12 protein-coding genes are annotated in these 19616 nt (G+C 73.7%); 3 read left to right on the forward strand and 9 right to left on the reverse strand.

Translation table 11 applies throughout. The features are described 5' to 3' along the window. Window positions 1–219: 219 nt before the first annotated feature. Both ACIP4Z_RS11035 and ACIP4Z_RS11040 read right to left on the reverse strand, forming a co-directional pair. Window positions 220–4110, reverse strand: a complete 3891-nt coding sequence (locus ACIP4Z_RS11035) for a UvrD-helicase domain-containing protein (protein WP_401306542.1) — start codon at window positions 4108–4110, stop codon at window positions 220–222. A 359-nt stretch (window positions 4111–4469) separates the two neighbouring features. After that, on the reverse strand, window positions 4470–4841 hold the full coding sequence (locus ACIP4Z_RS11040; protein WP_355348662.1) for an MGMT family protein: 372 nt from the start codon (window positions 4839–4841) through the stop codon (window positions 4470–4472). Between the two features lie 89 nt (window positions 4842–4930). Between ACIP4Z_RS11040 and ACIP4Z_RS11045 the strand changes: the two genes are divergently transcribed. After that, the gene (locus ACIP4Z_RS11045; protein ID WP_401306546.1) at window positions 4931–8026 is read left to right on the forward strand and encodes a YbhN family protein; all 3096 of its coding nucleotides are present in this window, start codon (window positions 4931–4933) and stop codon (window positions 8024–8026) included. A 114-nt stretch (window positions 8027–8140) separates the two neighbouring features. Here the strand turns inward: ACIP4Z_RS11045 and ACIP4Z_RS11050 are convergent, their stop codons facing one another. Then, the gene (locus ACIP4Z_RS11050) at window positions 8141–8731 is read right to left on the reverse strand and encodes a hypothetical protein (RefSeq protein WP_401306549.1); all 591 of its coding nucleotides are present in this window, start codon (window positions 8729–8731) and stop codon (window positions 8141–8143) included. A 396-nt stretch (window positions 8732–9127) separates the two neighbouring features. Here ACIP4Z_RS11050 and ACIP4Z_RS11055 point away from each other — a divergent pair, with 396 nt between their 5' ends. Together ACIP4Z_RS11055 and ACIP4Z_RS11060 are read left to right on the forward strand one after the other, a co-directional pair. Further along, entirely contained in the window at window positions 9128–9820 is a 693-nt protein-coding gene (locus ACIP4Z_RS11055; RefSeq protein ID WP_401306552.1) for a hypothetical protein, read from the forward strand. Further along, window positions 9817–10920 (forward strand): hypothetical protein, encoded by a 1104-nt coding sequence (locus tag ACIP4Z_RS11060; protein WP_401306555.1) that lies wholly within the window; start codon window positions 9817–9819, stop codon window positions 10918–10920. The genes ACIP4Z_RS11055 and ACIP4Z_RS11060 overlap by 4 nt, the downstream gene beginning before the upstream one ends. A 94-nt stretch (window positions 10921–11014) precedes the next feature. Here ACIP4Z_RS11060 and ACIP4Z_RS11065 read toward each other — a convergent pair whose 3' ends face one another. The 6 genes from ACIP4Z_RS11065 to ACIP4Z_RS11090 all read right to left on the reverse strand — a co-directional run bounded on the left by ACIP4Z_RS11065 (window position 11015) and on the right by ACIP4Z_RS11090 (window position 19391). Then, window positions 11015–11917 carry a VCBS repeat-containing protein gene (locus ACIP4Z_RS11065; RefSeq protein ID WP_355348651.1) on the reverse strand — a complete coding sequence of 301 codons (903 nt, stop codon included), beginning with the start codon at window positions 11915–11917 and terminating at the stop codon, window positions 11015–11017. A gap of 260 nt (window positions 11918–12177) precedes the next feature. Beyond that, window positions 12178–13356: an adenylyltransferase/sulfurtransferase MoeZ gene (gene moeZ / locus ACIP4Z_RS11070; protein WP_355348647.1), complete on the reverse strand. Its 1179-nt coding sequence runs from the start codon at window positions 13354–13356 to the stop codon at window positions 12178–12180. Window positions 13357–13568: 212 nt separating this feature from the next. Further along, window positions 13569–14420 (reverse strand): spherulation-specific family 4 protein, encoded by an 852-nt coding sequence (locus tag ACIP4Z_RS11075; RefSeq protein WP_401306611.1) that lies wholly within the window; start codon window positions 14418–14420, stop codon window positions 13569–13571. A 59-nt stretch (window positions 14421–14479) separates the two neighbouring features. After that, complete coding sequence (locus ACIP4Z_RS11080) at window positions 14480–15391, reverse strand: NAD(P)-dependent oxidoreductase (RefSeq protein WP_188283310.1); 912 nt, start codon at window positions 15389–15391, stop codon at window positions 14480–14482. A gap of 167 nt (window positions 15392–15558) precedes the next feature. Next, window positions 15559–16482, reverse strand: coding sequence for a hypothetical protein (locus ACIP4Z_RS11085; RefSeq protein WP_401306559.1), 924 nt, complete (start codon window positions 16480–16482; stop codon window positions 15559–15561). A gap of 1175 nt (window positions 16483–17657) precedes the next feature. After that, window positions 17658–19391, reverse strand: a complete 1734-nt coding sequence (locus tag ACIP4Z_RS11090) for a DUF3492 domain-containing protein (RefSeq protein ID WP_355348641.1) — start codon at window positions 19389–19391, stop codon at window positions 17658–17660. Between the last annotated feature and the right edge of the window lie 225 nt (window positions 19392–19616).

The following is a 19616-nucleotide window of genomic DNA, read 5'->3' on the forward strand; positions in this document are numbered from 1 at the left end:
AGGCTATCCGGCTCCGCCGACAGCCGTGGCGGCGGAACCCCTCATTCCGTGATCCGTACGACACCGCCGTCCGCACGCTGGGTGGCCCGTACGGCGGCCGTCGCTCACACCGGGGCGCGGCCGTCGCTCGCACCGGGGCGCGGCCTTCGCTGACTCTGGGGCGCGGCCGTCGTTCGCACCGGGGCACGGCCATCGCTCGCGCCGGGGCACGGAGGTCGTTCACTCCACCACCTGGCGTCCCTCCGGTCGCGCCGTACAGGCCGCCCGGAAGGCGCAGTTGGCGCAGTGCTGGCCGGTGGACGGGGTGAAGCGCTCGTCCAGGACGCGGCCCGCGGCCTCGGCCAGCAGCTCCTGCGCCCACTCCCCCGCCAGCGGTTCCTGGCGCTGCACGGCCGGTACGGTCTCGCCGCCTTCCTTGCGCGTCGCGCCGAGCCTGAGCTGGACGAGTTCGGCGCCGCCGGACGGCGGGCGGGTGTCGTTGAAGAGCGGGTCGACGGCGCCTTCGCGCACGGCGAGCTGGTAGACGGCGAGCTGCGGGTGGTGGGTGACCTCGGCCGCGGTGGGCTTGGAGCGGCCGGTCTTGAAGTCGACGACGTACGCGTTGCCCTCGGCGTCGGTCTCGACGCGGTCCATGCTGCCGCGGATCCGTACCCGGGCGTCGCCCGCCTCCAAGGTGACGTCGAAGCCGTGCTCGGTGGCGACGGGGGTACGGCCGCGCTCCATGACGTGCCAGCGCAGGAAGCGCTCCAGGGCCGCGCGAGCGTTCTCCTTCTCCTGCCGGGACTTCCACGGCGCGTCGAAGGCGAGGGCGTCCCAGACCGAGTCCAGCCGTTCCATCAGGACGTCGAGGTCGGCGGGGGCGCGTCCGGAGGCGACCTCGTCGGCCAGGACGTGGACGACGTTGCCGAAGCCCTGGGCTGCGGTGGACGGCGGTTCCGCCTTGACCTCGCGGCCGAGGAACCACTGGAGCGCGCAGGTGTTGGCGAGCTGGTCGAGCGCGCTGCCGGACAGGACGACGGGCTGGTCGCGGTCGCGCAGCGGGACCGTCGAGCGGGTCGGCTCGTACAGGCCCCACCAGCGGTCGGGGTGCGCGGCGGGCACGAGCGCGTACCCGTCGTCGTTGAGCGCCGCGAGCTTGGCCAGCCGGCGCGCGGCGGCGTCGCGCAGGGCCGGGGACGCGGCGGGGTCGACGGTGGTGGCCCGCAGCTCGGCGACGAGCGCCGCGACGGCCAGCGGGCGGCGCGATCGGTGGGTGACGTCCTGCGGGGGCACGCCCAGCTCGGCCAGGAAGCGGGAGGGCTGGTCGCCGTCGTCGTTGGCCGACTTCACGGCCGTGACCAGCAGGCGCTCGCGGGCGCGGGTGGCCGCCACGTAGAACAGCCGCCGTTCCTCCGCGAGGAGCGCGCCCTGGCTGAGCGGCGGCGCGAGGCCGTCGGTGCCGATCCGGTCCGCCTCCAGCAGCGAGCCGCGCCGCCGCAGGTCGGGCCAGACGCCGTCCTGCACCCCGGCCACCACGACGAGCCGCCATTCCAGGCCCTTCGACCGGTGCGCGGTCATCAGGCGTACGGCGTCAGGGCGTACGGCCGGGCCGCCGAGCGTGTCGGCGACGATGTCGTGCGCCGACAGCTCCTCGATGAGGTTCAGCGCGCCCCGGCCGCCGGTGCGCTCCTCGGCCCGCGCCGCCGTCTCGAACAGCGCGCACACCGCGTCCAGGTCACGGTCGGCGTGGCGTCCGCCCGCCCCGCCCCGCAACGCCGCCCGCTCCAGCCTCCCCGGCCAGGGCGAGCCGTCCCACAGGCCCCACAGCGCCTCTTCCGCCGTGCCGCCGCCCGCCAGCGTGTCCCGCGCGGCCCTCAGCAGCCCGCCCACCCGCAGCGCCCCCCGCGCATACGCAGGGTCGTGCGCCACCAGCCGCTCCGGCTCCCCCACCGCCTCCGCGATCAGCTCGTCCGACCCCCGCGGCACCGCGTGGCCTGCGGCCCGCTCCTCCTCCCGCAACGCCCGCCCCAACCGCCGCAGATCCGCGGCGTCCATCCCCCCCAACGGCGACGTCAGCAGCGCGACGGCGTCCTCCACCCCAACAACCACCCGCCCCACCCCCCGCCCGTCGCCCCGCGAAGACCCGTCGGGTGCCGCCGACGAAGCAGCGACCTCGCCCCGCCCCTGCGGGCCGCCGAACGGCGCCGGCCCGGAAAGGGGGGCCGACGATCGGCCGGGCTCGGCGGGGCCGGCCGCCGACGCCGAGTACGCGCCGGGCCCTCCCAGCCCCCCGGACAGCGCGGCGTCCACGTCCTCGCCGGACGCTCCCAGCCCACCGGGCAGCACGGAGTCCACGTCCCCGCCGGGCGTTCCCGGGCCGCCGGGCAGAGCAGCGTCCACATCCCCGCCGGGGATTCCCGGCCTACCCGGCCGAGCGGGGTCGGCGGACCGCCCGTCCGCGTCCTCGCCGGACGCTCCCAGGCCGTCCGGCCGAGCGGAGCCCACGCCTCCGCCGGGCGTTCCGGGCCCACCGGGCAGAAGGGCGTCCGCGTCCTCGCCGGGCGCTCCCAAGCCGCCAGGCCGAGCGGAGTCTGCGTTCTCGCCGGACGCTCCCAAGCCGCCAAGCCGGGCGGGGTCCGCGCCCCCGCCGGGCGTTCCCGGGGCGCCGGGGAGGGTGGGGGGCTCAGGGGCAGCCGACTCGGCTGCTAGGCGGAGGGCGAGGAGGAGGGGGGCGACGGCGGGCTCGGCGTGGAGGGGGATGTCGGGGGCGTCGAGGTGGACGGGGACACCGGAGGTGGTGAGGGCGCGGCGCAGGGCCGGGAGGGGCGAGGCGGAGCGCAGGAGGACGGCCATGTCGTGCCAGGGGATGCCGTCTTCGAGGTGCGCGCGGCGCAGGGTGTCGGCGATGCCGTCGAGTTCCGCGCCGGAGGTCGGATACGTGCGGACGGCGACCGCGCCGTCGGACCGTACGGCGTGCAGCGCGCGGTGCTGCCGTACGGCCGCGGCGGGCAGCTTGGGCAGCGGCATGCGGGTGGTGAGCCGCCGGGTGGCGTCCAGGAGTTCGGCCCCGGCGCGGCGGGAGACGGTGAGGACGCGGACGGCGGCGGCCTTGGCGTCGCGGGGCGGGAAGTCGGTGGGGAAGTCGAGGATGCCGTTGATGTCGGCGCCGCGGAAGGCGTAGATCGACTGGTCGGGGTCGCCGAAGGCGACCAGCGTGCGGCCCTGCCCCGCCAGCGCCTGGAGGAGCCGTACCTGCGCCGGGTCGGTGTCCTGGTACTCGTCGACGAAGACGGCGTCGTACCGCCCGGCAAGCTCCCGGTGCGTCTCGGGGCGTTCGGCGAGCAGCGCGGCCCGGTGGACGAGTTCGGTGTAGTCGATGACCCCCTGGAGGTCGCTGACCTCCAGGTATTCGTCCAGGAAGGCCGCCGCCGCGGTCCAGTCGGGCCGCCCGATGCGGCGGGCGAAGTCCGCGAGGGCGCGCGGGCCGAGCCCCAGTTCGCGGCTGCGCGCGACCACCGCGCGCACCTCGTCGGCGAATCCGCGCGTGGTGCGCGCGGCCCGCAGGTCGTCCGGCCAGCGGAATTTGCCGCGCCCGTCGCGTTCGAGCACGGCCTCTCCGGCCAGCAGCTCGCGGACCAGCAGGTCCTGCTCGGGGCCCGACAGCAGCCTGATCGGGTCGGCGAACAGCTCGGGCGCCTGGTGCTCGCGGACCAGGGCGTAGCAGAAGGAGTGGAAGGTGGTGGCGTGCGGTGCCACCACTCCGCCGGTCGCGCCGCCCGGACCGTCGGGTTCCGCCGCCGCCCGCGCCGCCAGCCGGTCGCGCAGCTCGACGGCGGCCTTGCGGCTGAAGGTGAGCACGAGAATCCGGTCGGGATCCGTCCCGGCCCGCACCCGCGCCGTGACCGCCTCGACGAGCGTGGTCGTCTTGCCGGTGCCGGGCCCGGCCAGCACCAGCAGCGGCCCCTGCCCGTGCTCAACCACCGCGCGCTGTGCCGCGTCCAGCACAGGAGGCGTCGCGGCCACCGGCGGCGTCCGCACCAACCGGTACCCGCCGCCGCCCGCACCCCGGTGCGCCTGGTGCGGCACTGCCGAGGTGGCGGAGGAGGCGGAGGAGACCGAGGAGGATGTCACGTGGTTCGCCGGTTCTGTCGGGGCCAGGATCAGATGCGCGTACGGAGTCGGGTGCGGGATCGGTCACGTAGTCGGTCATGGGGTCGGTCACGGATTCTGCCGCGGGCTCTGGCACAAGCTCGGGCAGGAGGTCGGTCACAGGACCGGTCGCGGGATCGGTCACTTAGTCGGTCGCGGGCTCTGGCGGTCGTACGGGGACGCGTACGGGACCGCGTACCGGGTCACGTACGCCGCCGGGATCGCGTTCCCGGACGGGAGCTGTCGACGCTACGCCACGCGCGGGATGTACTCCGTACGGACGGCCGATGCCATCGCGGCGGCGCCGATGACGGAAGCTGGAGGACATGAGTCCCCGGCCGTCAGCCGCTGCCGCCCCCCGCGAGGTCGGCGGCGCCCCCGTCCCAGCGGGCCCTGCGCATGTCGACGCGCGGTATGTGCCCCTCGGCGGCCGGGCCGCGCTCACGCAGCGGGGTGCCCTCGGCGCGGTACGCGTCCAGCGCGCTCAGCTCGTGGCCGGGCAGCAGCGTCCCGTCGGAGCGCACGACACGCCACCAGGTCACGCCGCCGCCGTACAGCGCCATGACCCGGCCGACCTGTCGCGGACCGCCTTCGCCCAGGTATTCCGCGACATCGCCGTATGTCATCACGCGGCCGGGCGGGATCAGTTCTACGGTGTCCAGCACCCGCTCCGCGTACTCCGTGGGGGCACCGGGGTCGTACTCCTCGCTCATCCGAACAATCCTGCCCCAGACCACCGACAACGGGGGGTTCCGGTCCCATTCGCAGACCTCTCATGCCACCATCGTCCGGGCGGTGACTGGTGATACGAGATCAAGAAGAAGAGACGGCTGGGGAGCAGCAGCCGGGCGCGGAGCAGGCCGGACCGGCCGACCGCGCCCCCGACGCGCTGCCCGCGCACCCCGCCGCGCCGGCCGCGAACGGGGCCCACAGGGCGCGCCTGTCCGACCTGCCCGTGCCCGACACCACGCGTGACGCCGTGGCCGAACCCGCGACGGACACCGGCCCGGACGCCGACCGGGCCGCCGCAGACGACCCGACGCCCGAGGCCACACCCGACACCGCGTCCGGCACCACGTCCGGCACCACGCCAGGCACGGTGTCCGGCGCCACGCCCGAGAAGACCCCGGACACCGCGTCCGGCACCGCCCCCGGCCCCGCTCCCACCCTGACCCCCGGGCCGGGACCCGGCACCGTCCTGGTCGACGAACCGCTGCTCGCCGCCCGCGTGCACCGCCCCGCCGACCTGATGCGCTTCCTGTTCGGGCTGCTGGGCATCGCGGTCGTGCTGGCCATCGCGGGCTTCGCGCACGCGACGACCACCGGCCTGGAGACGGACATCTCCAAGGGCGCCGACCACGCGCCCGACGCCCTGTCGTCCTTCGCGGGCCTGACCGCGAGCATCGCCGTACTGATCGTGCCGGTCGCCTTCGCGATCGAGCGGCTGGTCAAGCGGGACGGGCTGCGGATCGCCGACGGCGTCCTGGCGGCCGTCCTCGCGCACGGCGCCGCGCTCGCCACCGACTTGTGGGTGACCAGTTCCGCGCCGAATCCGATCCAGGAGGCGCTGACCCACAGCGCGCCCGGCGGCACCGGCCTCACCGACCCCGTGCACGGCTATCTCGCGCCCGTCATCGCCTATGTGACGGCGGTCGGGATGGCGCGCAGACCGCGCTGGCGGGTCGCGCTGTGGTTCGTGCTGCTGCTGGACGCCTTCGCGGTGCTGGTCGGCGGCTACACGACACCGTTCTCGATCGCCGTCACCGTGCTGATCGGCTGGACGGTCGCCTACGGCACGGTCTACGCGGTCGGCTCGCCGAACGTCCGGCCGACCGGGCAGCACCTGCTCGCGGGCCTGCGCCGGGTCGGCTTCGCGCCGCAGACCGCGCGCCGGGTCGAGCTGGACGGCCCGGAGACCGCGGACTCCGACCGCGGCCGGGCGTATCTGGTGACGCTGGAGGACGGGCCGCCGCTGGACGTCACGGTGGTCGACCGGGAGCAGCAGGCGCACGGTTTCTTCTACCGGCTGTGGCGGCGGCTCGCCCTGGTCGGCGGGATCACGCAGCGGCGCAGTCTGCTGTCGCTGCGGCAGGCGCTGGAGCAGGAGGCACTGCTGGCGTACGCGGCCATCGCCGCCGGGGCCAACGCGCCGAAGCTGATCGCCACCTCCGAGCTGGGCCCCGACGCGGTGATGCTGGTCTACGAGCACATCGGCGGCCGGCGGTTCGACTCGCTCGCGGACGACGAGATCACCGACGACCTGCTGCGCGAGGCGTGGACGCAGGTGCGGGCGCTCCAGTCGCGGCGGATCGCGCACCGGCGGCTGGTCGGTGAGTCGCTGCTGGTGGATCGTTCCGGCAAGGTCGTGCTGACCGAGCTGCGCGGCGGTGAGATCGCGGCCGGGGACATCGTGCTGCGGATGGACATCGCGCAGATGCTGACGACGCTGGCGCTGCGGGTGGGGCCCGAGCGCGCGGTGGCCTCGGGGCTCGCGGTGCTCGGTCCCGACCGGGTCGCCAACTCGCTGCCGCTGCTCCAGCCGATCGCGCTGAGCCGGGAGACCCGGGCGCGGCTGAAGGTGCTCGGGCGGGCCCGCGCGCAGCGCGAGCGGGACGCGGTGCTCGCGGCGTCGGCGGCGGAGAAGGAGGCACGGGCCGCGGAGCGCGCGCACGGCGCGGAGGTGGCGCACGGCGGCGCGACGGCGGCGGTGCCGCCAGGGGACCTCAGAGCCGGGGACCTCAAGACCGGGGATCTCAGAACCGGAGACCTCAGAACCGGAGACCTCAAGGCCGGGGACCTCAAGGCGGGCAGGCTCAAGGCGGGCCGGAAGGCCGAGCGCAAGGCCGAGAGCAAGGCGGAGAAGCGGGCCATAGAGGACGCGCTGGAGGAGGCCCGCGAGGACGACCTGCTCTCCCTCATCCGCCAGCAGGTGCTGCTGATCCGTCCGCAGGCGCCGGTCGAGCCGGTCCGTCTCGAACGCATCAAGCCGCGCACGCTGATCACGGTGATCGCGGGCGCCTTCGCCGCGTATTTCCTGCTCTCCCAGCTCAGTTCCGTGCCGATCGGCGACGCCATCGCCAACGCCGACTGGCGGTGGGCGGTGATCGCGGTCCTCGGCTCCGCGGCCAGTTACGTCGCCGCCGCGTGCGCGCTCTCCGGGTTCGTACCGGAGCGGCTGTCGCTGGTGAAGACGGTCCTCGCGCAGGTCGCCGGGTCGTTCGTGAAGCTGGTCGCCCCGGCCGCGGTCGGCGGTGTCGCGCTCAACACCCGCTACTTGCAGAAGGCGGGCGTACGGCCCGGCCTGGCGGTGGCGAGCGTCGGCGCCTCCCAGCTCGTCGGCCTCGGCTCGCACGTGGTGCTGCTGATGGCGTTCGGCTTCATCACCGGTACGGAGAAGACGCCGTCGCTGTCGCCGTCCCGTACGGTCATGGCCGGGCTGCTGACCGCGGGCGTGCTGGTGCTGGTCGTCACGGCGGTGCCCGCGCTGCGGAAGTTCGTCTCGACGCGGGTACGCGCGCTGTTCGCCGGGGTCGTGCCGCGCATGCTGGACGTGCTCCAGCGGCCCGCGAAGCTGATCACCGGCATCGGCGGCACGCTGATGCTGACGGTCACCTTCGTGATCTGCCTGGACGGCTGCGTACGGGCCTTCGGCGGCCACCTCAGTTACGCGGCCATCGCCGTCGTCTTCCTCGCGGGCAACGCGCTGGGGTCCGCCGCGCCCACCCCCGGTGGCGTCGGGGCCGTCGAACTCGCCCTCACCGGTGGCCTGATCGCCGCCGGGCTGCCGAAGGAGGTCGCCACTCCGGCCGTGCTCTTCTTCCGGCTGCTGACCTTCTGGCTGCCGGTGCTGCCCGGCTGGGTCTCCTTCCACCACCTCACCCGCAAGGGCGAGCTGTAGCGGGCGGGTTGACGTACTCCGCGGTCGGCCGGACCCCGGCGCCGTACGACGCCGGGAGCCGGCCGGCCGACCCTGCCGACCGGTCCGAAGGACCGAATCAGCGGGCCCCGCGCGCTACTTGATGTCGGAGATCTTCTTCGTCGCCAGGTCCGACCGCACCTTGAGCGTCTGGTACGTCTCGTGGCCCTTCCCGCCGAACGTCAGGCGCACATTGGTGAAGGCGTGTCCCGCGCCGCTGCCCGCGTACGTCACGCGCCACGCCGTCGGTACGTCCTGGGCGCGCAGCACGCCGTCCGCGTGGTTCTTCTTCTCCCACGCGGCGAGCTTCTTCTGGAGGCCCTTGGTCAGGAAGTGCGACCGCAGGTCGGCGCCGAGGTGGCCGCTGTCGGTGTCCCAGACGGCGTCGATGTAGGACCCGTAGAAGTCGGCGACGCGTCCCGTCGTGGACTGCGGGCTGCCGGAGCCGATCACCGGCTCGGCCTTGGCGCCCTTGTGGGCCTTGTGCGCCGTGGGCGCCTGGTGCGCGACCGCGTGCCCGTGCCCGGTCGTGCGGGACTGCCCGGTCGTGTGGGACGCGGTCCGCGGCTGGGACTGCGCCTGCGCCGCGGCGGCGGGTACGGCGACCGCGAGCGCCACCGCGGCCGTGGTGAGGGCGATACGGCGGACGGTACGGGTGCGGGTACCGGTGGTGCGGCTCTGCTGCATGACGTGCCTTGCCTTTCGAAGGTTCTTCGAGGGCTCGGGTGCTCCGCGCCACGCGAAGTCGTCGTGTTCTCCGCGGTGTTCGACGCGTTCGAGCCCATTCGCTGCTTTTACGGCGTTTGTTCGGGACCCACCACTTGTATCCAATAGGTCGCCGACTATCCGTTAGGAGGGGTTGTGTCCTTGCCGGGTTGCGCGGCATCCGGGTGGAATCGGCGGCTGTGCCGTCGCGGTGACCCGCACGTGACCGAACCAGCACACTTCCCCTCTCAACACGGGCCGCCGCCTTGGGTACGTTGGATTCCACTTGGATACGGGGCCAAGGGGTGTTCGGCGTTCGATGTTTTGTTCGGCCGGTGCCCGTCGGTGCCCGGTGAGCACCGATCGGGAGCGTTGACCATGCGAGTCCACTGCGGCGCCACGGCCGCCGCGTTGACGGCGACCGCCGTCCTGACGCTGTCCGCCTGCGGCGGCGGTGGAGGTGGCGGATCCGACACGATCGACGGGGATTCGGCGAACACCGCCTCCCCCACCGCGACGGCCGCCTCTCCCACGGCGTCGGCGTCCGCCGAGCCGACCGCGCCGCCCGTGACGCAGGATCCGAACCTGGCGCTGCCGGGCGATCTGAAGCTGGTCTTCGACTGGCCCGCGCCGACCGGTCACGCCGAGGCCGCCGCGCTGGGCAACGCCGCCAACTTCATGCGCAGCATCGCCCACGGCATCGTGAAGCGGAATGTCAACGAGCCGCTGGTGGCGCAGTACGCGCAGCCGGGCGGCAGCGCCGCCGCGTATGCCCGTACGCAGATCGGGCAGGCGGTGGACGGCGGCTGGACCGAGACCGGCACCGACCGCTTCTACCGGCCCACGGTGAAGGTGACCTCGGCGAAGACCGCCGCCACGGTCGGCTTCTGCGACTTCCAGGGCAAGGTCTACGGTAAGGACGTCAGGTCGGGCAAGCTCCTCGGCACCGCGGTCACCGACAGCAGTTACGTGTACTTCACGATCGTCATGGCCAAGTTCCCCGCGGGGGCCGACCTGTGGCAAGCCGTGTCCGTCGATGCGAAAGCGAAGGCAACGCAATGCAAGGAGTGACCACCCCATCGGGCCCGGCAACGGGCCTGCGCCGTGCGGCTCTTGGCGCGGCCACCGCGATCCTCGTGACGGCCGCCACGGCCGCCGTCGCCGCCCCGGCCTTCGCCGACGTGCCCGGCGGCAAGACCAGCGGCTCGGGTGACGACAAGGGCAATCTGAGCGCGGGCGTCCAGGTCACCTATCCCACGGACACCAGCACGAAAGGCTCGGGAGGCCATTCGCTCGGCGCCGCCGACAATGTGACGTGGACGCCGCCGCCGTGCTGGATCGGCCCCGTCGCCGGCCCCGCCGAATTCAAGAAGATGGTCGAGAAGCAGGTCAAGGAGACCAACGAGTATCCGGGCCAGGCCAATTACGCCATGCAGGCCATGGACGAGTACAAGAAGCACTACTCGGAGGGCAGGACCTGGAGCGGCAACGGCGAGAAGGCGTACAAGAACTTCAACCTCGACCAGCAGGGCAAGGGCGCTTTCTGGGGTCCGGTGACTAATCCCAACTCCGACAGCCCCGACCGCTTCGACTGCAACGGCACGCTGCCCTTCTGGGTGCCCAACGGCCAGCGCCCGCCCGCCGGTACGCCGAACGTGATCACCACGGAGATGCTGGCCAGGCTCGCCTTCGCGCACACCAAGGTGCCGGGCGTGGACATCCGGACGAATCCGGTGGGCACCCAGACCGTCAATCTGCCCACCTGGGTGACGCTGAACGAGAACTACGCGCCGGTCACCGTCAGGGCCGAGCTCAACATCCCCGGCGCGCAGGCCATGTGGGCCGAGACGACGGCCACGCCGACCAGCGTCCACATCGATCCGGGGACGTCGGACGCCACCGTGTACCCGTCCTCCGCCGAGTGCCCCATCGGCAAGGGCGGCCAGGTCGGCGCCCCGTACACCGAGGGCGCCACCGGCAACCCGCCGTGCGGTGTGACGTATCGGCGCTCCACGCAGAGCACCGGCGCGTACGACCTGAACGTGACGGCCACCTGGAAGGTCTCCTGGCGCGGTTCGGACGGCGCGGCCGACAACCCGCCGCTGCCGAACGGTGTGATCACCCAGGACCACCCGGTCACGGTCCAGGAGATCCAGACCGTCAACCGCTGAACCGGACCATGTGAGAGGCCCGCCGCCCGGAGGAGTTCCGGGCGGCGGGCCTCGTTTCACGGTTCGAACGGCGCGATCCGGAGGACGGCGCGGCTTAGAACAGGTAGTTGTACGTGTTCCAGCCGCCGCCGATCTTCACGCGGGCCGCGAACGGGGCGCCGGCGTTGCCGGTGCCCTTGTACAGCCACAGGACACCCGACGTGTCGCGGGCGATCAGGTCGTTGCGACCGTCACCGCTGGTGTCGCCCAGGCTGAGGATCTTGTTGTAGGTGTTCCACCCACCGCCGATCTTCGTCCGCGCGGCGAACGGCGCGTCGATGTTGCCGGTGCCCTTGTAGAGCCAGAGCGCACCGCTGCTGTCGCGGGCCACGATGTCGGGCTTGCCGTCACCGGTGAGGTCACCGCGGCCGGCGATCTGGTTGTAGGTGTTCCACCCACCGCCGACCTTGCGCTTCTTGGCGAACGTGCCGTCCGCGTAGGACAGGTAGAGCCACAGCACGCCGCTGCTGTCACGGGCGAGCAGGTCCGGGTTGGCGGCGCCGCCGACGTTGCCCGGCGTCACGAAGGCGTTGTAGACGTTCCAGCCGGTGCCGATCACGGTGCCCTCGTCGGGCGAGGCCGCCGAGAAGATCCGGAGCGTGCCGCCGAACCGCGCGTAGACGTTCACGTGCGTGTCGTTGCCCGAGTTGTTCTTGAAGAACGCGTTGGCGCTGCCCATCCCGTAGCCGGTCTGGGTGCGGGAGCCGAAGCCGTTCGCCTTCGGCGGGTAGCTCCAGATCCGGCCGCTGGAGTCGCGGCCGTCGATGCCGAACGACCAGATCTTGTCGTCCTGCGCGGCGTTCGTGGAGAACGTCGAGACGCCGGGTGCGGCGGTGTGGCTCTGCGCGTCCTTGACGGTGGTGAGCGCGGGCGAGCCGCCCTCGGCGCTGGCGGCGACGGAGGCGCCCAGCACCATGGCGAGCGTGCCCGCCGTCACCGCGGCGGCCCTGGCCTTCATTCCCCGTCCGGTCCGCCGGTTTTTCTGCGTTTTCACGTAGTGGTCCCCCTCAGTGAAATGTCCCTGCTCCGTACGGATCACTCCGCACGGGAGCCCCTGACGCTACCTCCTTCGCCCCCCGGCTCTCTCATGGGCAGGTCATGGGTCCGTCACAGTTTCGATACCGTCAAGGGCATCTGGAACAACAGGACATGACGGGACGGCGGAGGGGCCCGGTGCGTGGCACCGGGCCCCTCCGCCGTGAGACCGCTTCAACTGGCTTAGTACACCGGCTTGTCGGGCTCGATCGTGTTGACCCAGCCGATCACGCCGCCGCCGACGTGCACGGCGTCGGAGAAGCCCGCGGACTTCAGGACGGCGAGGACCTCCGCGGATCGCACACCGGTCTTGCAGTGCAGGACGATCCGCTTGTCCTGCGGCAGGTGCTCCAGGGCGCTGCCCATCAGGAACTCGTTCTTCGGGATGAGCTTCGCGCCGGGGATGGAGACGATCTCGTACTCGTTCGGCTCGCGGACATCGATCACCTCGATGTTCTCGCCGTCGTCCATCCACTCCTTGAGCTGCTTGGGAGTGATGGTCGAGCCGAGCGCGGCCTCCTGGGCCTCCTCGGACACGACGCCGCAGAACGCCTCGTAGTCGATCAGCTCGGTGACGGTCGGGTTCTCGCCGCAGACCGCGCAGTCCGGGTCCTTGCGGACCTTCACCGTGCGGTACGTCATCTCCAGGGCGTCGTAGATCATCAGGCGGCCGAGCAGCGGCTCGCCGATGCCCGCGAGCAGCTTGATGGCCTCGGTGACCTGGATCGAGCCGATGGACGCGCACAGCACGCCGAGGACGCCGCCCTCGGCGCAGGAGGGGACCATGCCGGGGGGCGGGGGCTCCGGGTAGAGGCAGCGGTAGCAGGGGCCGTGCTCGGACCAGAAGACCGATGCCTGGCCGTCGAAGCGGTAGATGGAGCCCCAGACGTAGGGCTTGCCCAGCAGCACGCACGCGTCGTTGACCAGGTAGCGGGTCGCGAAGTTGTCCGTGCCGTCGACGATCAGGTCGTACTGGGAGAAGATCTCCATCACGTTCTCGGCTTCGAGCCGCTCTTCGTGCAGGACGACGTTCACGTACGGGTTGATGCCCTTGACGGAGTCGCGGGCGGATTCGGCCTTCGAGCGGCCGATGTCGGCCTGGCTGTGGATGATCTGACGCTGGAGGTTCGACTCGTCGACCTCGTCGAATTCGACGATGCCGAGCGTGCCGACGCCCGCGGCGGCCAGGTACATCAGGGCCGGAGAGCCGAGCCCGCCGGCGCCGACACACAGCACCTTGGCGTTCTTCAGCCGCTTCTGGCCGTCCATTCCCACGTCGGGGATGATCAGATGGCGCGAATACCTGCGGACCTCGTCAACGGAGAGCTCGGCGGCCGGCTCGACCAGGGGTGGCAGCGACACAGGGACCTCAGCAATACGGTTGGTCGGTCATCAGTCAGTACGTGCGGTACGTGCTGTCCCTGCAACACTGCCACGCCGGTCTTCATTCCAAGACACCCGGTCCGAGGACCGAGACGGAATCGGCTCACATCCCGGTCACGTCCCGGTCACGCTCCGGCCGCGCTCCCCCCGCGCCCTGGCCGTACCCGGTCCGAGGGGCCGCCGCGCCGGTGCTACGTGCTCGGCGACGGCTGTTTGCGCAGCATACGGACGGATTCGTGCCAGTATCCGGCCAGGCCCGCCCACGGGTCGGCGCCGTCCCGGTCCGTGCGGTCGGTGAGGCACACCGTGGACGCGCCCTGCCAGCGGGCGATCCGCAGGGCGGTGTCCAGATGGGACCTGGGCAGGCCGTGCACCAGGTGCACGAAGCGTTCCGGCGGGTACGCGGCCGTCCACTCCGGCGCCTCCGACCAGCGGTAACTGGTCCAGGGCCCGCAGAAGGTGACGAGCTGGTCGGCCAGCTCGGCGTATCCGGGCCACGGGTGCTCGCCGTGGCCGAGGACGATCTGGCCGCCGCCGCTCTCCGGCAGGCGCGAGGCGGCGGCTCCCGCTCTCCCGCTGGCCCCACTGGCCCCGCTGCCCCTTCTGCCTCTGCTGTCCCCGTTGTCCCCGCTGCCCTCGGCGGTCTCGTTGCCCTCCGCGCCCCCGGTGTCCTCGTCGTCCGCGTGCAGCAGTGCCCGCAGCGTGGTCACCACCCGGCGGCACTCGGCGGCGTCGGCGCGGCCGGTCGGGGCGCGGTCCAGGTAGAAGCCGTCGACCCGGTACCAGTCCAGGTAGTGGGAGGCGTCGGCGAGCAGGTCGCCGAAGGGCCGGGTGCCGTTGCGGCAGTCCAGCAGTCCGAGGACCGGGACGCCGTTCTCACGGACGCGGCCGACGACCTCTCCGTACAGCGGGTCGGGCCGCGTACCGGGGCCGCGGGCCACGTCGAAGGCGGCCCAGTGCAGCGGCGCCCCCGGCCGGGCCAGTTCGGCCCATTCGGTGGGGGCGACCAGCGGGTGCGCGAACGCCGGGACGCCGAAGCCCATCGCGTCCCGGCCCGCGCCCGCACGGCGGCGCAGTCCCGTGCCCCACTGGTGCGGTCGCGTCAGACGCGACATGCCGCCTCCATCCACACATCGGCCAGGGACTCCTCCAGGCCGATCCGGGGCCGCCAGCCGAGCCGGTCCCTGGCGGTACGGACGTCGGCCTGCTGCCAGCCGCCGCAGCCGTCGGGGTACGGGGGCGGCCCGGCGGAGGCGGGCGTCTCGTCCAGCTCGTGCAGCGAGCCCTCGTAGCCCGCCACATGGGCGAGGGCCGCGGCCATCTCACGCATACGGACGGCCCGGCCGCTGCCGATGTTCACCACGCCCTGCGCGGCGGACAGCGACGCGGCGTGCACGGCGCGGGCCACGTCGCGGGCGTCGATGAAGTCGCGCTGGACGCCGAGGCCGCCGAGTTTCAGCTCGCCGTCTCCGTTCTGCATCGCGCGGCGCAAGGTCTCGGCGACCCGGCCGAGCGGGGCCCCGGTCGGGGTGCCGGGGCCGACCGGGCTGAACACCCGCAGCACCACCGCGTCGAGACCTGAGCTGAGGACCAGTTCGGTCGCGGCGAGCTTGCTGACGCCGTACGGGCCGCCGGGGCGCGGCACCGCGTCCTCGCCGGTGGACGCGCCCTGCGGCGAGGGCCCGTACTCGGAGCCGCAGCCGAGCTGGACGAGCCGGGCGTCGACCTGGCTGCGGCGCATCGCCTCGCAGACGGTGGCGACGGCGACGGTGTTCTGCCGGGTCAGCTCGCGGGCGCCGCCCCTGGTCGTACCGGCGCAGTTGATCACCACTCCGGGGTGCACGGCGTCCAGGAACCTGGCGAGGACGCCGGGCGCGCCGCTCGCCAGGTCGAAGCGGACGTCCGCGTCGTCGCTCCTGCCGAGCGCGGTGAGCTGGACGGCGGGGTCGGCGAGGAGCCGCTCCGCGACATGCCGGCCGAGGAAGCCGTCGGCTCCGAGCAGCAGCACTCTCATCGCGTGCCTCCGAGTGCCTGCGCCGAGTGTCCCGTCGTGCGCCCGCGGGGCGGAAGGCCGTCCTCGCGGACGAGGAGGGGGCGTGCCGGGCGTCGGGCCGCGGTCGGGGTCGGGGCGGTTCGGTACCTGGTCAAGGGGTGTTCTCCTGGTCGTTCGTTCTGCTGAGGTCAGGGGTGGTGGCGCGGCGGCGGCCGGTGCGCGGAGGCACGGGGCAGCACGCGGAACGCCTGCGCGGTCAGCACGAGTGCGGCGGCGCCGCAGATGACGGCTTGCGCGGTGGCGGGGGCAGGGCCGAGGTGCAGGGGGGTCGCGGCGAGGGTCAGCGCCTCGGCGGCGCAGGCCGCTCCGAGACCGGCCGCCGCGTGGCCGGGGAAGCCGTGCACGGACAGCAGGCGCGCGGCGAAGAGCAGCAGGCCGAGGGCGGCCGGTCCGGCCAGTGGCGCGGAGCCCGCGACGGCGGTGGCCGTGTCGAGCAGGGCGATCAGCGCGACGGCGTACGCGGCGAGGGCCGCGGCCAGGCGGGGGCGTACGGCGTCGGCGAAGTCCGACAGGCCGTGGCTGGGGGCGAGTTGGGCCCTGGAGCGGACGGCGAGCCAGTGCGCGCAGTACGCGCCGGGCAGCAGGGCGAAGGTGAGCGCCGCGAGGGTGGCGGCGCCGGCGGTGCGGCCGGTGGCGTGCCCGGCGTACAGCGCGTAGCCGAGCAGGCCGTACGTCCATACGGCGGCGCCCGCGCCGCGCTCGACCCGCAGCGGTCCGATCCGTACGGCGGCCCACGCGACGACGGCGACGAACGCCAGCAGCGGCAGCCGTACGCTTCCGGGGGCTCCGGCCGCCAGCGCGCACACCGCGCCCGGCACCGCCTGCGCGGCCCCGGTCCGCCAGCGCGGCAGGGCCCGTTCCCGCTCCCCCGGCGCCGCCTCCAGTCGGCGTACCGCCCTCGGGACCCGCGCGTACAGCTCCTCCGCGAGCCCGAAGACGTCCCGGTGCCGCAGGCGTCGCGCGGCTCCGTCCGTCACGCCGTGGGCTTCCAGCCCGGCCGCGATCTCCCACTCGTCCACGGCTCCAGCGATCAGCGCCTCGTGCCGGTGCATCACTCCCCGCACGGGGTCGGCGGGCCCCCTGCGCCGCGGCTCGTCCGCACCGGACGGCCGCGCCCCCGCCCGAAAGTCCGCCACCCGCCCGCCGGCCTGCGGGCCGCCCCGCGCGGCCCGTCGCCCGCCGTCGATCCCCACCAACCGCCCTCCGGGCCGCGCCTCCCCACCCGCCCCCGCCCCAGCACCGCGTAGCCCCGCACCCTCGGCATCCAAGCCGACCGGTACCGGCCCGCGCCGCTCGCGAGCGGGGCCGCCAGGCAGGGCCAAGTCCCCGTCCAGGACCGCCACTTCGAGTACGGAAGCGTTTGCGCCCGCGCGCGCCGATTCCTTCTCCGCCTCGGGCCCCTCGGCAACGCGGAGGCCCGCGCCCGAGCGGGAATCGTCGTCGGCGTCCAAGCCAACCGGCACCGGACCGCCCCGCTCGGGAGCCGGGGCGTCGAACGCACCCGAGTCCCGGTCTACGACGGGCACTTCGGATACGGAAACGTTCGTGCCCGGGCGGGTCTCGGACCGCATGAGGCCCGCACGGCTCACGGATGCGGCACCATCCGGGTCCGCGAGGCGAGCGTCAGGCAAGCCGTGCGCCCCGTCATCACCCGGGTTTGCCGGCCCCGGCTCGGGCCGCCGCGCCGAATCCGCGTGGGCCTGCGGCTCGTCGGTAACGCCGGGCTCCGCGCCTGAGCGGGGCTCGCGCTGCTCGCGAGCGGGGTCGCCAAGCACCGCCAAGCCCCGGTCCACGACGGGCACTTCGGATGCGGAACCGTCCGGACTCGGTGGCGCGGCGGCGGGTGGGGAGGCGGCTCCGAACGAATCTGTGCGGGTCGGGGCGGCTGGGCGGGGCTGGGCGGTCTCGGGCGCGGCGGCGGACGGTTGCGCGTCGTCCGCGACGGCGGTCCGGGACCGTACGCGCGACGGGTCGCCGTCCGGGGGGGCCGCACGCAGCTCGGCCGGGTGCTCGTCGGTGTCCGGGTTCCGCGCCGGGAGGCGGGAGGCGCCGAAGAGGGCCGTGACCGTCTCGTCGAGGGAGTGGGGGGTGGCCTCGTCGTCGTAGGCGTCTATGTCTATGGCGGTGGGGTCGTCGGGGTCGTGGGGCGGGAGCCGCAGGGGTGAGGCGGGCGGGGCGGCCTGGGCGGTGAGGCGGGTGAGTAAGGCGTGGGCGGGGGTCGGCGTGGTCATGAGGGGGAGCCTCCGGAGGCGGACGGGGCACCTACGGGTTCGGGGGTGCGGGACCAGGCGGGGTGGGCGGGGGTGGGGGCCAGGCGGGCCGGGACGTGCGACTCGGCGGGAGCCGTGAACGGCCGCGGATCGCCCGCCGCGTCGAGCAGCGGCTCGCGCCGCACGGGATGGTGCGCGACCACGTCGAGATAGCTCTCGCGGAAGGCGTCCACGCACCGGGTGACGGTGAAGAGCGCGAGCGCCCGCTCCCGGGCCGCCGCCCCGAGCCGCGACGCCCGCTCGGGCCCGCGCAGCAGATCGACGACGGCGTCCGCCAGCGCCTTGGGGTTGCGCGGCGGCACGACGAGCCCGGTGCCGCCGATGACCTCGCGGACGGCCCCCACGTCGGTGGACACGGTGGGCCGCCCGCAGAACATCGCCTCGACCAGGCTCAGCGGAAAGCCTTCCGCGCTGCTGGAGAGCACCACGACGTCGCCCGCGGCGTACGCGTCGGCGAGTTCGGGCGCGCCGGGCGACCCGATCTCCTCGAAGCTGACGGGACTCTCACCGACGGCGTTGGCGTCGGCGGCCTCGTACGGGAAGAGCTGCGCGGCGAGCGTCCGGCAGTGCCCGAGGTAGGAGGCCGCGCGTTCGTCGGCGGCGCGCAGCCGCAGGTAGAAGATCCGCAGCCGCGCCCGCGGCTCGTCGGCGCGTATCGCGCGGAAGGCGTGCAGCAGCGCGATGAGGTCCTTGGCCGGATCGATCCTGCCGACCCAGGCGAGCGTGGGGTCGGCGTGCGCGGCGGGCGCGGTGGCCTCGGCCTCGGCGGCCTCGCCCGCGAGGGCGAAGCGCGCCGCGTCGATCCCCGGATGGATGGTCCGCATCCGGTCGCGCGGCGCCCCGCACCGCTCCTGCCAGCGCCGCACATGCGTGGAGCCGGGCGTGACGAGCGCGGCCTGCCGGTAGCTCTCCCCGGCGAGCAGCCGGTGGTAGTCGCCGAGCACCACCCGTACGGCTCCGGCCAGTCCGGCCGCGCGGTTCCCGAGCAGCGCCTCCCGTACCCGCACGGTGTACTCGGTGACGATGAGCGGCGTTCCGCAGAACCGTTTGGCCAGCAGGCCGGGCAAGGCCGCCGGACCCCCGGAGACGGCGTGGCAGACATCGACGGCGCCCAGTTCGCTCGACCCGTACCAGGGCGCGGACAGCGGCCTGAGCTGGCGTTCCAACAGCTCGGCGACGGCGAGGAGTTCGGTGACGACGATGTCGCCGAGCACGGGACGCACGCCGGGGGCGCGGCACGCCGACTCCAGGGCGGCGAGCGCGTCCTCGCCGCGCAACAGGTCGGGCAGGCCGCCGTGTTCTGCGGCGACCTCGGCGAGACCGTACAGCCCGGAGGCGAAACGGTCCGCCCGGTCGGCGGAGCCGAGCCCGGCGCCGCCGGCCAGCGCCGCGACCAGGTCGCGGTAGTGGGTGAGGAAGTCGGCGCGTCTGGCGCGTCTGGCCGCCCGGCCGCCGCCGCACGTCGGCGCGAGGGCGGCGGCCGGGGGCTCCCCCCAGAGGCGTTCCGCGCGGAACCGCCGTACGTGCGACGGCACTTCGACGCGGCCCCCCGCCTCCGTCCGCGGTGACCGGCTGAGCGCGTACACGTCGAATTCGTGGTGCGCGAGACCGCGGACGAGCCGGTCGCACCACGCACCCCCTTCACCTCGCGCGTACGGGTAACCACCCTCGGTGAGCAATGCGATACGCACGTGTACGCCCCCCTTTCTCCCTGGCTCGGCCACAACGGAATGTCGGCCGGGTGGCGCCCACGGGACCTGCGTCCGCCCGGCGCGAAGACGTTATTCCGGTACGGCGGTGGGGGGGGGGGGGGGGGGGGGGCCCCCCCCCCCCCCCCCGGGGGGGGGGGGAAAAAAAAAAAAAAAACAAAACAAAATAAAAAAAAAAGGTGGAAAAAAAAAAACACCCCAAAACAC

It is taken from the genome of Streptomyces sp. NPDC088910, from assembly GCF_044749865.1.
Taxonomy (GTDB): Bacteria; Actinomycetota; Actinomycetes; order Streptomycetales; family Streptomycetaceae; genus Actinacidiphila.

Coding starts and splice junctions, on each gene's coding strand:
- ACIP4Z_RS11040 (WP_355348662.1), bottom strand. CDS start 4,841: ATGAGCGAGGAGTACGACCCCGGTGCCCCCACGGAGTACGCGGAGCGG.
- ACIP4Z_RS11050 (WP_401306549.1), bottom strand. CDS start 8,731: ATGCAGCAGAGCCGCACCACCGGTACCCGCACCCGTACCGTCCGCCGT.
- ACIP4Z_RS11055 (WP_401306552.1), top strand. CDS start 9,128: ATGCGAGTCCACTGCGGCGCCACGGCCGCCGCGTTGACGGCGACCGCC.
- ACIP4Z_RS11065 (WP_355348651.1), bottom strand. CDS start 11,917: ATGAAGGCCAGGGCCGCCGCGGTGACGGCGGGCACGCTCGCCATGGTG.
- ACIP4Z_RS11075 (WP_401306611.1), bottom strand. CDS start 14,420: ATGGGCTTCGGCGTCCCGGCGTTCGCGCACCCGCTGGTCGCCCCCACC.
- ACIP4Z_RS11080 (WP_188283310.1), bottom strand. CDS start 15,391: ATGAGAGTGCTGCTGCTCGGAGCCGACGGCTTCCTCGGCCGGCATGTC.
- ACIP4Z_RS11085 (WP_401306559.1), bottom strand. CDS start 16,482: ATGCACCGGCACGAGGCGCTGATCGCTGGAGCCGTGGACGAGTGGGAG.